Origin of the sequence: Pantoea ananatis LMG 2665 (assembly GCF_000710035.2) — a bacterium.
Taxonomy (GTDB): domain Bacteria; phylum Pseudomonadota; class Gammaproteobacteria; order Enterobacterales; family Enterobacteriaceae; genus Pantoea; species Pantoea ananatis.
This window is the reverse complement of sequence record NZ_JMJJ01000010.1, coordinates 327,339-340,534: the sequence shown is the minus strand read 5'-3', so window position 1 is coordinate 340,534 and position 13,196 is coordinate 327,339. Positions and strand designations below refer to the sequence as shown.

The window sequence follows — 13,196 nt, the reverse complement described above, 5'->3', positions numbered from 1 at the left end:
GCAGCAGCGGCCGTTGTCTTTAAGATTCAGGAGAGTGCATGGAGTTCAGTGTAAAAAGCGGTAGTCCGGAAAAACAGCGCAGTGCATGCATTGTAGTTGGTGTTTTCGAACCGCGTCGTCTGTCACCGATTGCCGAGCAACTGGATAAGATCAGCGACGGCTATATCAGCGCCCTGCTGCGCCGCGGTGAACTGGAAGGCAAAGTGGGCCAGACGCTGCTGCTGCATCATGTGCCGAATATCCTGTCAGAGCGTATTCTGCTGATTGGCTGCGGTAAAGAGCGTGAGCTGGACGAGCGCCAGTACAAGCAGGTGATCCAAAAAACCATCAACACGCTGAATGACACCGGCTCGATGGAGGCCGTGTGCTTCCTGACCGAACTGCACGTCAAAGGGCGTAATACCTACTGGAAAGTGCGTCAGGCCGTCGAAACCTCGAAAGAGGCGCTGTATAACTTCGACCAGTTGAAGAGCAACAAAGCGGAGCCTCGTCGTCCCCTGCGTAAGCTGGTGTTTAACGTGCCGACGCGCCGTGAACTCACCAGCGGTGAGCGCGCCATTCAGCACGGGCTGGCGGTGGCCGCCGGTGTGAAAGCGGCAAAAGATTTGGGCAACATGCCACCTAACATTTGTAATCCTGCGTACCTGGCATCTCAGGCGCGCCAGCTGGCGGATGCCTACAGCAAGAACATCACGACCCGCGTGATTGGCGAGCAGCAGATGAAAGAGCTGGGCATGAACGCCTACCTCGCGGTGGGCGCGGGATCGCATAATGAATCCCTGATGTCGGTCATTGAGTACAAAGGCAACCCGGATACCGACGCGCGCCCGATTGTGCTGGTTGGCAAAGGGCTGACGTTTGACTCCGGCGGTATCTCCATCAAGCCTGCGGACAGCATGGATGAGATGAAGTACGACATGTGCGGCGCGGCCTCGGTTTATGGCGTGATGCGCATGGTCGCCGAACTGAATCTGCCGCTGAACGTGGTGGGCGTGCTGGTCGGCTGCGAGAACATGCCGGACGGCAAATCCATGCGTCCAGGCGACGTGCTGACCACCATGTCCGGTCAGACGGTTGAAGTGTTAAATACCGATGCTGAAGGCCGCCTGGTGCTGTGTGATGCGCTGACCTACGTGGAACGCTTCGATCCGGAAGTGGTGATTGACGTTGCCACACTGACAGGCGCCTGCGTTATTGCCCTGGGTCATCACGTCAGCGGACTCTTGTCGAACCACAATCCGCTGGCGCATGAACTGATTGGTGCCTCGGAGCAGTCTGGCGACCGCGCCTGGCGTTTACCGATGGCCGATGAGTATCAGGAACAGCTGGAATCCAATTTCGCCGATATGGCGAACATTGGCGGCCGTCCGGGTGGGGCGATTACCGCCGCTTGCTTCCTGGCCCGTTTTGCGCGCAAATATAACTGGGCGCATCTGGACATCGCCGGTACCGCCTGGCGTTCAGGCAAGGCCAAAGGCGCCACCGGTCGTCCGGTGCCGATGCTGTCGCAGTTCCTGTTGAATCGTGCTGGCCTGAACGGCGACGATTGATCGTACGGACCACCGAACCCATCGGGGCGGAGCTTACTCCGCCCTTCTTTTCTTTAAACAGGCAATTCGATGAAAAACGCAACCTTCTACGTGTTGGAAACCGATGCATCCAGCGATGGCTTAAGCGCCGTTGAAGCGCTGGTGTGCGATCTGGCGGAAACACGCTGGCGGGCCGGTAAGCGGGTGCTCATCGCCTGTGAAGATGAGCAGCAAGCCATTCGGCTTGATGAGGCGCTGTGGCAGCGCCCCGCCAACGCCTTTGTGCCGCACAATCTCGCCGGGGAAGGTCCGCGCTACGGCGCACCGGTTGAGCTGGCATGGCCGCAGCGTCGGGGCAATTCGCCACGCGACCTGCTGATCAGCCTGCTGCCGCAGTTCGCAGATTTTGCTACTGCTTTCCATGAAGTGATAGACTTCGTTCCTTACGAAGACGCTCTCAAACAGCTGGCGCGCGATCGCTACAAAGCGTATCGCAGCGTTGGCTTCCAATTGAATACGGCAACGCCGCCACAGCCGCAAACGACATAGCAGAAATGGATAAGACATATAACCCGCAAGATATCGAGCAGCCGCTTTACGAGCATTGGGAAAAGCAGGGCTACTTCAAACCGAATGGCGACACCAGCCAGGAAAGCTTTTGCATCATGATCCCGCCGCCGAACGTCACCGGTAGCTTGCACATGGGTCACGCCTTCCAGCAAACCATCATGGACACCATGATCCGCTACCAGCGCATGCAGGGCAAAAATACCCTGTGGCAGGCCGGTACCGATCACGCAGGCATCGCCACCCAGATGGTGGTTGAGCGCAAGATCGCCGCAGAAGAAGGCAAAACCCGTCAGGATTACGGTCGCGATGCGTTCATCGACAAAATCTGGCAGTGGAAAGCTGAATCGGGCGGCACCATTACCCGCCAGATGCGCCGCCTGGGCAACTCGGTTGACTGGGAGCGCGAGCGTTTCACCATGGACGATGGCCTGTCTAATGCGGTGAAAGAAGTGTTTGTGCGCCTGTACAAAGAAAACCTGATTTACCGTGGCAAGCGCCTGGTGAACTGGGATCCGAAGCTGCGTACGGCAATCTCTGACCTGGAAGTGGAAAACCGCGAGAGCAAAGGCTCGATGTGGCACATCCGTTATCCGCTGGCCGATGGCGCGAAAACTGCCGACGGTAAAGATTATCTGGTCGTCGCGACCACCCGTCCGGAAACCCTGTTGGGTGATACCGGCGTGGCGGTAAACCCGGAAGATCCGCGTTACAAAGATCTGATCGGTAAATTTATCATGCTGCCGCTGGTTAACCGCCTGATTCCTGTGGTGGGCGATGAGCACGCCGATATGGAAAAAGGCACCGGCTGCGTGAAAATCACCCCGGCGCATGACTTCAACGACTACGAAGTGGGCCGTCGTCATAAGCTGCCGATGATTAACATCCTGACCTTCGACGGCGATATCCGTGAAAGCGCCCAGGTTTATGACACCAACGGCGAAGCCAGCACCGCTTACAGCGACGCGATTCCTGCTGCTTTCCAGAAGATGGAGCGTTTTGCCGCCCGTAAGGCCATCGTGGCTGCAGTAGACGAGCTGGGTCTGCTGGAAGAGATCAAACCGCATGATCTCACCGTGCCTTACGGCGACCGTGGCGGCGTGGTTATCGAGCCGATGCTGACCGATCAGTGGTACGTGCGTACGGCACCGCTGGCAAAAGTCGCGGTTGAAGCGGTTGAGAATGGCGATATTCAGTTTGTACCGAAGCAGTATGAGAACATGTACTTCTCCTGGATGCGTGATATTCAGGACTGGTGTATTTCCCGTCAGCTGTGGTGGGGCCACCGTATTCCGGCCTGGTATGACAACGACGGCAACGTTTATGTGGGTCGTACCGAAGACGAGGTTCGCGCTGAGAACAACCTGGGCGCCGATGTGGCGCTGCGCCAGGACGATGACGTGCTGGACACCTGGTTCTCATCAGGCCTGTGGACCTTCTCGACGCTGGGCTGGCCGGAAAATACCGAAGCCCTGCGCACCTTCCACCCCACCAGCGTGCTGGTGAGTGGCTTCGACATCATCTTCTTCTGGATTGCCCGCATGATCATGCTGACCATGCACTTCATCAAAGATGAAAACGGCAAGCCGCAGGTGCCGTTTAAAACCGTCTACATGACCGGTTTGATCCGCGACGAAGAAGGCCAGAAGATGTCGAAATCCAAGGGTAACGTGATTGACCCGCTGGATATGGTTGACGGCATTTCGCTGGAAGATCTGCTGGAAAAACGCACCGGCAACATGATGCAGCCGCAGCTGGCGGAAAAAATCCGCAAGCGTACCGAGAAGCAGTTCCCGAACGGCATTGAGCCATCAGGTACCGATGCCCTGCGCTTTACGCTGGCGGCGCTGGCCTCAACCGGCCGTGATATCAACTGGGACATGAAGCGCCTGGAAGGTTATCGCAACTTCTGTAACAAGCTGTGGAACGCCAGCCGCTTTGTGCTGATGAACACCGAAGACCAGGACTGCGGTCAGAACGGCGGCGAGATGACGCTGTCGCTGGCGGATCGCTGGATTCTGACCGAGTTCAACCACACGGTAAAAGCCTACCGTGAGGCGCTGGACAGCTATCGTTTCGATATCGCTGCCAACATCCTGTATGACTTCACCTGGAACCAGTTCTGCGACTGGTACCTGGAGCTGACTAAGCCGGTCATGAACAGCGGCAGTGAATCCGAGCTGCGCGGCACGCGCCATACGCTGGTTCACGTACTGGAAGCGCTGCTGCGCCTGGCGCACCCGATCATTCCGTTTATCACGGAAACTATCTGGCAGCGCGTGAAAGGCCTGAAAAACATCAGCGATGACACCATCATGCTGCAGCCGTTCCCGCAGTTTGATACGGCGAAAGAAGATGCCGAAGCCAAAGCCGACATCGAGTGGATGAAGCAGGCGATCATCGCGGTCCGTAATATCCGTGCGGAGATGAACATCGCGCCCAGCAAGCTGCTGGATGTGCTGCTGCGCGACTGCTCCCAGGCGGCCCAGCGCCGCGTTGAGGCCAACCGTAACTTCCTGTCACGCCTGGCGCGACTGGAAAGCCTGACCATTCTGCCTGCGGGCGAGAAAGGCCCGGTGTCGGTGACCAAAATCGTGGAAGGCGCCGAGCTGCTGATCCCGATGGCGGATCTGGTGGATAAAACCGCCGAGCTGGAGCGCCTGGCCAAAGAGCTGCTGAAGCTGGATGTGGAAATCGAGAAGATCCAGACCAAGCTGGCTAACGAAGGCTTTGTGTCCCGTGCCCCGGAAGCGGTCGTTGCCAAAGAGCGCGAGCGCGTCGCCGAGATGGAACAGTCAAAAGCAAAACTGATTGAACAGCAGGCGGTGATTGCCGCGCTGTAATCGTTCTGGTTTGCTTTCGCTAAAGCCCACGCGCCGACGTGGGCTTTTTTATGGCTTCATTTGCGGCGCATTGGGGAGTAGCGCGTTCAAGACCGCCGCCGTCGTCACCTTATCGCCCTTAATCAAGAGACAGTTCTGGCTCATGCCAACCAGGTCCGCTTTGGCTTTCTCATCTGCCTGCCATAGGAAGGCATTCCTTTTCAGCGCCCTTTGCCTGAGCGCCTTTAAACGTGCCGGGCAGATCAGGTGGGTTTCGCCGTTGGTAAATGCCTCGATGCCTGTAATCAAACGTGCATCGCCCGTCGCTTTACTGGGCCCCCAGACCGACGCGGGAAAGTAATAGGCCGGGAAGTCTTTCGAGGGCACGGAAAACACCTTTTCGTGCCAGGACGCCATGCCGACGATTTCAATCGCACGCTGATTAATCTGCACCAGCTGAACAGAAAACAGCGTAAACACGCCGATGACCAGACCAGGTGAAAACGCCAAAATGGGTTTGAAGCCATGATGCGCTTTTATTTTATTGGTCAAGAGTGAGAACAGCGCCGGCATAAAGAGCAGCAGATATAAACCGGTAATAATAAAATACTGCGGCAGGGTATTTTTCGCTGAGAAATAGATATCACCTGGCAATAGAAACAACAGAGGAAAAAAAGAGAGAACAGAGACAGCAACAGAGAAAAGCGTGTAAGAGAGATTGATGCTAATGACATTCAGGCTTATTTCTGCCAGCAAAAAACGCCTTTTACATTTTGCAGTTAGTCCGTTCTCAGCCGACCGAATGCGCTTGAGCCTGGCAAGCAGCTGGCGCTGGCGCTGTTGCCGGTGGCGATTAATCCGGTGATTCACCAGGCTGTGTACGCACAAAGCCACAACGAATGCCGCGGGGAGAATCAGCCAGGCGCGTGTAGTGCTGCCAAAATAAAGCCATGTGAAAATAGTCAGGAAGGCGCTAAAGGTGGTGATCGCGCAGCAGCCTTCGTTATAGCGCCGCATCGGGCGAGCTTTTTTGCCCTTTTGCGCGGAGGATATTGAACAGAACCCGGAGGGAATAAGTAACGTGACCGAAAATACGCTGAAAAACAGTATCGAGGTGATAAGAATAGCAATAACGCCAGTCACATTATTTATTATCAGCGGAAAAACATCCGGCCTGCCAATCCATTGAAAATATGCCCAGACGTTGATAAAGCCGACAATAATAAAGAAAGGGAAAAGGTCTTTAATGGTTTTAAAACTGAAACGGGAAAACACGTTATACGCCTCCATGCACGGTGAACATTATTGCTTTTGCCCGACGATAATGCTATTTCTGACGCATGTCTAACCTGATTCCGTCACGCTACCCCGTTATGATCCCTGATACTCAGCCGCAACCCTTGCTGCGTCCTATCGTCGCCGACGACAATCCTCATATCGCCCGGGTGATCCGCGACGTTTCTGCGGAATTTGGCCTGACGGCTGACAAAGGCTATACCGTGGCCGATCCCAACCTGGACCAGCTTTATGAACTTTACAGCGCCGGGCACAGCGCCTACTGGATTGTGGAACATCAGGGAAAAGTGATGGGCGGCGGCGGCATTGCCCCCCTCGCCTGCAGCTCGCCGGATATCTGTGAGCTGCAAAAGATGTATTTCCTGCCGGGCATCCGTGGCCTCGGCGTGGCGCGTGAACTGGCGCTTTTAGCCATGGCGCACGCGCGTCAGCGGGGCTTTCGCCGCTGCTATCTGGAAACCACCGGCAGCTTAACCCGCGCCATTAAGCTCTATGAATCGCTGGGTTTTGCCCGCATCGACCATGCGCTGGGCTGTACCGGACATGGTGACTGCGAGTTCAGGATGCTGAAAACGCTGTAATGCGCTTAAAACGCCGGAACACCGCTGTGAAAGCGCAGCTCCGTGTCCGGTTCACTGATTAGCCTGGCCTCCGCTTCCCCAATCGCCCGCACGCGCGCCGAAATGTCTTTCGGTGAGATCTGCGCGGCCAGCGCCAGGTAATCCTGGTAATGCCGGGCTTCTGAACGCAGCAGCGAGATATAAAACTTCTCTAATTCGCTATCCAGATAAGGCGCCAGGCTGGCAAAGCGTTCGCAGGAACGCGCCTCAATATAGGCACCGCAAATCAGCTTATCCACCAGCGTATCGGGTTCGTGGGTGGTCACTTCACGCAGCAGGCCTTTGGCGTAACGGCTTGAGGTGATTTTCTGATAGACCAGCCCGCGCGCCTGCATAATTTCCCACACCTGATAAAAGTGATGCAGCTCTTCTTTAATCAGCAGCACCATTTTCTCAACCAGATCGTCCGCCCAGGGAAGCTCGTTACGCACAATAATGGCTTTGGTCAGATTTTTATGGGCGTTGATAAAATCGCTGTCGCCGTCCTCGCGGAAGATAAAATTCTCGTAAGGCTTCAGCCACGCCAGAATCCGGTCACCGCTGGGTTTGTCGGCAACGTATTTGCGGATCAGCCACACGGCGGTCTGGGCCGCTTTCAGTTCGCATACCAGATGGTCGGTGAGCAGCAGGATCAGGTTTTCTGGTTTACGCGCCTCAAGGATCCAGGACTGAGGCGTGCGGCAGAGCAAAAACTGATGTATCGGTTCAAGTAAAGGTGCGTAATTCATGGATGTCAGACAGGGCCGGAGAACAGAAAAGGCGGAGCAGGCTCCGCCGGTGTTGATTAGTGACGAATGCCGTTGTCGTCTTCGTCGATAGTCTCGCCGTCGTCTTCGTCGTCATCCTGGGCGTTCGGGTCTTCGAAGTAGGTACCCCAGCCGTCATAGTCGACGTTGTATTTAGCTACCAGGTTCACCAGCTGCTCCACCTGGGCATCAATCAGCTCCGCTTTCAGCGCGCCTTCGCTGAGGATGTCCACACACATCACGGTAGTGCCGTCTTCCAGCTCCAGCTCTTCTGGCTCGGTGACTTCATAGCCCAGTTTAAAGGCGTCCACCGCCGCTTTTTCCAGCGAGTCGAAGTTGTTACAGGAGAGATGGTGCTCAATGGTATAGAGCGCATCGGGATCGCTGCCATCCTCTAACAGTTCTTCGATGATCAGCCGCGTCTCTTCACGCTGCTCTTCCAACAATGCTTCAAATGCCATGGCGATATCCTCTCTGAGTTCGGCAATAAGTGATTATTTTCCCATACTGCCTGTCGCGCCACTACACAAAACAGAAAAGATTATTCTCGCCAGGGTTGAAAATGCATATTCATACGGTTAAATTGAATTTTAATTCATTATAAACCCCGTACCGGAGTGCTGTATGAGTCAGTTGTATCAACGTCATTTCCTCAGGCTGCTGGATTTTACCCCGGCTGAGATTGACTACTTGCTTACCCTGTCCGCCGAATTAAAACGCGCAAAAAAAACCGCCAGTGAAACCCAGTACCTGAAAGGCAAAAACATCGCGCTCATCTTCGAAAAAGACTCGACCCGTACCCGATGCTCTTTCGAAGTTGCCGCTTACGATCAGGGGGCAAACGTCACTTACCTCGGCCCAAGCGGCAGCCAGATCGGCCATAAAGAGTCGATGAAAGACACCGCGCGCGTGTTAGGCCGCATGTATGACGGTATTCAGTATCGGGGTTACGGTCAGGCACTGGTCGAAACCCTGGCGGAACATGCTGGCGTGCCGGTATGGAACGGCCTGACCACCGAGTTCCACCCAACGCAACTGCTGGCCGATCTGCTGACCATGCAGGAGCATCTGCCAGGCAAGCCGCTCAGTGAGATGACCCTGGTGTACGTGGGCGATGCTCGCAACAATATGGGTAACAGCATGCTGGAAGCGGCGGCACAGGTTGGCTTAGATCTGCGTATGGTCGCGCCGCAAAGCTGCTGGCCGGAAGCCGACCTGGTGGCTCAGTGCCGTCAGGTTGCCGAACAGACCGGCGGCAAAATCACCCTGACGGCAGATATTGCCGAGGGCGTGAAAGGCGCCGATTTCATCTATACCGACGTCTGGGTTTCCATGGGTGAAGCCAAAGCGGTGTGGGAAGAACGTATTGCCCTGCTGCGCGGCTATCAGGTCAATCACGCGATGCTCGCGCTGACCGGCAATCCGCAGGTGAAATTCCTGCACTGCTTACCGGCCTTCCATGACGATCAGACCACGCTGGGCCGTCAGATGGCGGAACAGTACGGCCTGCAGGATGGCATGGAGGTCAGCAATGACGTCTTTGAGTCGGCGCACAGCATCGTATTCGATCAGGCGGAAAACCGGATGCACACCATTAAAGCGGTGATGGTGGCCACGCTGGGACAGCGCTAATCGGGCTGCCGCAAACGTTTACCTGTGGCGCGATTTTTCCTTGATGCGCATGCCTGATGGCGTATAATGCGCCACAATTTGCCGGAGGAAACATGCAACAGCATCGTGCACAATGTGACGCGCTACCTCGCCTCAACGCAGGCGGCACCGCTGTTTCTTTCCGTCATCGAACCGATCTTAAAAAAGCCCCTTTCTAAGGGGCTTTTTTTTGTCCGCAATCCGGCCGCGCCGCAGAGGAGAGAGCTATGGCTAACCCGCTATATCGCAAGCATATCATTTCAATTAACGATCTCAGCCGCGACGAGCTGGAGCTGGTCCTGCACACCGCTGCGCAGCTTAAAGCACATCCCCAGCCGGAACTGCTGAAACATAATGTGATCGCCAGCTGCTTCTTTGAGGCCTCGACCCGCACCCGGCTGTCGTTTGAAACCGCCATCCATCGCCTGGGCGCCTCTGCGGTGGGCTTCGCCGATGGCAGCAATACGTCACTGGGTAAAAAAGGGGAAACCCTGGCCGATACCATTTCGGTTATCAGCACCTACGTGGATGCCATCGTGATGCGTCATCCGCAGGAGGGCGCCGCGCGGCTGGCCACTGAGTTTTCCAACGGCATCCCGATTCTGAATGCCGGAGACGGCGCAAATCAGCACCCAACGCAAACGCTGCTGGACCTGTTCACCATTCGTGAAACCCAGGGGCGCCTCAGCAACCTGAACGTGGCGATGGTGGGTGACCTGAAATATGGGCGCACCGTGCACTCTCTGACCCAGGCGCTGGCGAAGTTTGACGGCAACCGCTTCTTCTTTATCGCCCCGGATGCGCTGGCGATGCCGGCGTATATTACCGATATGCTGGACGAGCAGAATATCACCTGGTCACGTCACGACAGCTTTGAAGAGGTAATGCCGGATCTGGATATTCTCTACATGACCCGGGTGCAAAAAGAGCGGCTTGACCCTTCAGAATATGCCAACGTCAAAGCGCAGTTTATTTTACGCGCCGCAGACCTGAACGGTGCGCGCGACAACATGAAGGTGCTGCACCCGCTGCCGCGCATCGATGAAATCACCACCGACGTGGACAGCACGCCGTACGCCTGGTACTTCCAGCAGGCCGGTAACGGCATCTACGCACGCCAGGCTTTACTGGCACTGGTTTTAAACAGCGACACCGCCCTGTAAGGAGTGACAGTATGAGCCAGGATAACAAACTGCAGGTCGAAGCCATCAAAAACGGCACGGTTATCGATCACATCCCTGCGCAGGTAGGCTTTAAGCTCCTGTCGCTGTTTCGCCTGACCGAAACCGACCAGCGCATCACCATCGGCCTGAATCTGCCGTCGGGGGAGATGGGCCGCAAAGATTTGATTAAGATCGAGAACACCTATCTCACGGAAGATCAGATCAATCAGCTGGCGTTTTATGCGCCGCACGCCACCGTCAACCGCATTGATGACTATGAAGTGGTGGCCAAGATCGCCCCTGCGCTACCGGATCGCATCGATCGGGTGCTGACCTGCCCGAACAGCAACTGCATCAGCCGCAGCGAACCGGTGTTCTCCAGCTTCGCCGTTAAGCACCGCGCCGATGAGGTACACCTCAAGTGTAAATACTGTGAGAAAGAGTTCGCCCGTCATGTGGTATTGGGTCACTTTTAATCGGCCCTGCCGCGCTTATAATGAACCGCGTTTTATGGCGGGCAGCGCCTTTGCTGCCCCGGCCTTACTCTAAGGAGAAATGATGTCTCGTGAAATCAGTACGGAAAAAGCCCCAGCGGCTATCGGCCCCTACGTGCAGGGCGTTGATCTCGGCAGCATGATCATCACCTCGGGTCAGATTCCGGTGAACCCGGCCACGGGCGACGTTGCTGAAGACGTATCGGCACAGGCGCGCCAGTCGCTGGAAAACGTGAAGGCGATCGTCGAAGCGGCGGGCCTGAAGGTTGCCGATATCGTGAAAACCACGGTATTCGTGAAAGATTTAAATGACTTTGCGACCGTAAACGCCACCTACGAAGCCTTCTTTACCGAGCACAATGCGCCCTTCCCGGCGCGCTCCTGCGTGGAAGTGGCCCGTCTGCCCAAAGATGTGAAGATTGAGATTGAAGCGATCGCGCTGCGTCGCTGATAAAAAAGCGTGCGCACTGCGTGCGCACGCGGCTTTCAGTCTGGCGTAACTGACCGCCGACCTTTCGTTATATTTTCAAACCGTCCGCTTAAAAACGCTGCCAGTTATCCTGCCCACTTGTCGCCAGTGCCAGCACCGGTTTAGGTGCCCTGACGGCTGCAGGGTTGCGCTGTGGCGTCTCCCCTGAGGCCGACGGACCGGCAAGCGTAAACTTCCGCACCAGCGCAGCAAGCGTATCGGCCTGTTCCTGTAGAGAGAGCGACGCGGCTGAGGCTTCTTCGACCAGGGCCGCATTCTGCTGAGTCACATCGTCCATCTGATTGACCGCCTGATGGACCTGCGAAATTCCCTGACTCTGCTCGGTGGCCGCCGCAGCGATTTCGTTAACCAGATCGGTGACCTGACTGACCGCACCGCGCATCGTCTCCATATTGTGGTTCACGTTATCCGCCTGGGAGGTTCCCGATTCGATCAACGCGTTCGACGACTGAATCAGCCCTTTGATTTCACGGGCAGCGGTGGTGGAACGCTGCGACAGGTTGCGCACTTCGCCTGCTACGACGGCAAAGCCGCGCCCATGTTCGCCGGCACGTGCCGCTTCAACCGCCGCATTGAGCGCCAGAATGTTGGTCTGAAACGCAATGCCTTCAATCAGGGTGATGATGTCGCCCACCTTGCCCGAACTGTCGCGAATCGAGGCCATGGTATTCAGCATGGTATTGAGTGCCGCAGAACTGGTGTCAGAGAGATTGCGCGTGTTTTCTGCAAGGTGACTTGCCTGGCGCGTGTTGTCTGCGGTCTGCCTGACGGTTTCGCTGATTTGGGTCATGCTGGCCGCGGTTTGCTCCAGCGAGGCCGCCTGCTCTTCCGTGCGGGCCGACAAATCTTCATTGCCTGCCGCAATCTGTGCCGATGCACTGCTGACCGACTGTGAGGCGCTGCTGACCGCGTGCAGGGCAGAAGAGATGCTTTCCATCAGGCGATTATACGACCGCGCCATGATGCCGACTTCATCGCGGCGACTGTCATCCGCCTTTAGGGAGAGATCAAGACGGGTGCTGGCGCGCTCCATCACATCACCGATGGCCTTCAGGCTGCGGCGGACGCGCAGGATGGTGAAGATCGTCAGCATGCCCAGCCCGATAATCGTCAGGGCAATACCGGCGGCCATGCCCCATTTGGTCTGCAGGTAGATATGTTGGTTTTGCAGGCGCAACGCTTCGCCAATTTTGCTGTTAAAGTCAAACTGATTGCGATAACTGCTTTTGAGTTGGGTGATGGCGCCGCCGATGCCTTCATCATCACTTAACAGCGCCAGGCTGAGTGCGTTCTGATGCGATCGGGAGGCGTTAAGAAACGCCGGAAGGTTTTGTTTTACCGCCGCGATCAGCTGGAGTGACTTATCCGTCATCGCCCGATCCTCGTCATTAGTAATATCATTATCGACATAATATTTTGTTAATGTCGAAATATCCTCAATGCGTTTTTGGATCACAGCTTCAAGGCTGGCCAGTTTACCGATCTCGTCTTCGGTCTGATGACGATATAACGCCACGGAGAGGCGATTACTTTCGTCCACCAACCGGTTCAGCACCTTGAGCGAATCAATCGTGTTGACCTGCACATATTCAAATCGCGCCTGAAAACCCGCGAGAAGTGAGATAGTTACGATCCCTAGAATAATTAACGAACCTGCTAAAAGCGAAAAAGCCAGAGAGAGTCTTTGCGTCATATTCATTAAACCGAGCTCCTTTCTTTCCTCCGAGCTAATTCCCGAAGGAAGCCAGAAATTAATCGGCAATATTAAATAAATATTTATTTCAAATTTTTTAACGTTGAATTCGATTTCAAGTTTAAA

The 13,196-nt window shown here is 55.7% G+C and carries 12 protein-coding genes; 8 read left to right on the top strand and 4 right to left on the bottom strand.

All coding sequences use genetic code 11. The annotated features are described in order from the left end of the window. Nucleotides 1–38 precede the first annotated feature (38 nt). The 3 genes from pepA (at nucleotide 39) to EL29_RS20515 (ending at nucleotide 4,939) form a co-directional block, all read left to right on the top strand. The gene (pepA, locus tag EL29_RS20525; protein WP_013024392.1) at nucleotides 39–1,550 is read left to right on the top strand and encodes a leucyl aminopeptidase; all 1,512 of its coding nucleotides are present in this window, start codon (nucleotides 39–41) and stop codon (nucleotides 1,548–1,550) included. A gap of 69 nt (nucleotides 1,551–1,619) precedes the next feature. Continuing rightward, the gene (locus tag EL29_RS20520; protein WP_013024391.1) at nucleotides 1,620–2,078 is read left to right on the top strand and encodes a DNA polymerase III subunit chi; all 459 of its coding nucleotides are present in this window, start codon (nucleotides 1,620–1,622) and stop codon (nucleotides 2,076–2,078) included. Between the two features lie 5 nt (nucleotides 2,079–2,083). Beyond that, entirely contained in the window at nucleotides 2,084–4,939 is a 2,856-nt protein-coding gene (locus EL29_RS20515) for a valine--tRNA ligase (RefSeq protein WP_028715980.1), read from the top strand. A 48-nt stretch (nucleotides 4,940–4,987) separates the two neighbouring features. Here the strand turns inward: EL29_RS20515 and EL29_RS20510 are convergent, their stop codons facing one another. Next, on the bottom strand, nucleotides 4,988–6,208 hold the full coding sequence (locus tag EL29_RS20510) for a hypothetical protein (RefSeq protein ID WP_028715979.1): 1,221 nt from the start codon (nucleotides 6,206–6,208) through the stop codon (nucleotides 4,988–4,990). Between the two features lie 50 nt (nucleotides 6,209–6,258). On the opposite strand from EL29_RS20510, the gene EL29_RS20505 reads away from it, so the two are divergent. After that, the gene (locus EL29_RS20505; protein WP_033766275.1) at nucleotides 6,259–6,795 is read left to right on the top strand and encodes a GNAT family N-acetyltransferase; all 537 of its coding nucleotides are present in this window, start codon (nucleotides 6,259–6,261) and stop codon (nucleotides 6,793–6,795) included. 5 nt (nucleotides 6,796–6,800) lie between these two features. Here the strand turns inward: EL29_RS20505 and miaE are convergent, their stop codons facing one another. Beyond that, complete coding sequence (gene miaE, locus EL29_RS20500) at nucleotides 6,801–7,562, bottom strand: tRNA isopentenyl-2-thiomethyl-A-37 hydroxylase MiaE (RefSeq protein WP_028715977.1); 762 nt, start codon at nucleotides 7,560–7,562, stop codon at nucleotides 6,801–6,803. Nucleotides 7,563–7,618: 56 nt separating this feature from the next. Continuing rightward, nucleotides 7,619–8,041 carry a ribonuclease E inhibitor RraB gene (rraB, locus tag EL29_RS20495; protein WP_028715976.1) on the bottom strand — a complete coding sequence of 141 codons (423 nt, stop codon included), beginning with the start codon at nucleotides 8,039–8,041 and terminating at the stop codon, nucleotides 7,619–7,621. Nucleotides 8,042–8,204: 163 nt separating this feature from the next. On the opposite strand from rraB, the gene argF reads away from it, so the two are divergent. The 4 genes from argF to ridA all read left to right on the top strand — a co-directional run bounded on the left by argF (nucleotide 8,205) and on the right by ridA (nucleotide 11,338). Then, entirely contained in the window at nucleotides 8,205–9,212 is a 1,008-nt protein-coding gene (gene argF, locus EL29_RS20490) for an ornithine carbamoyltransferase (protein WP_019106716.1), read from the top strand. A 245-nt stretch (nucleotides 9,213–9,457) separates the two neighbouring features. After that, entirely contained in the window at nucleotides 9,458–10,393 is a 936-nt protein-coding gene (gene pyrB, locus EL29_RS20485; RefSeq protein ID WP_013024383.1) for an aspartate carbamoyltransferase, read from the top strand. Between the two features lie 11 nt (nucleotides 10,394–10,404). Beyond that, complete coding sequence (gene pyrI / locus EL29_RS20480; RefSeq protein ID WP_013024382.1) at nucleotides 10,405–10,869, top strand: aspartate carbamoyltransferase regulatory subunit; 465 nt, start codon at nucleotides 10,405–10,407, stop codon at nucleotides 10,867–10,869. Nucleotides 10,870–10,951: 82 nt separating this feature from the next. After that, nucleotides 10,952–11,338: a 2-iminobutanoate/2-iminopropanoate deaminase gene (gene ridA / locus EL29_RS20475; RefSeq protein ID WP_014606727.1), complete on the top strand. Its 387-nt coding sequence runs from the start codon at nucleotides 10,952–10,954 to the stop codon at nucleotides 11,336–11,338. 88 nt (nucleotides 11,339–11,426) lie between these two features. On the opposite strand, the gene EL29_RS20470 is transcribed toward ridA, so the two are convergent. Further along, on the bottom strand, nucleotides 11,427–13,076 hold the full coding sequence (locus tag EL29_RS20470; RefSeq protein ID WP_019106715.1) for a methyl-accepting chemotaxis protein: 1,650 nt from the start codon (nucleotides 13,074–13,076) through the stop codon (nucleotides 11,427–11,429). Between the last annotated feature and the right edge of the window lie 120 nt (nucleotides 13,077–13,196).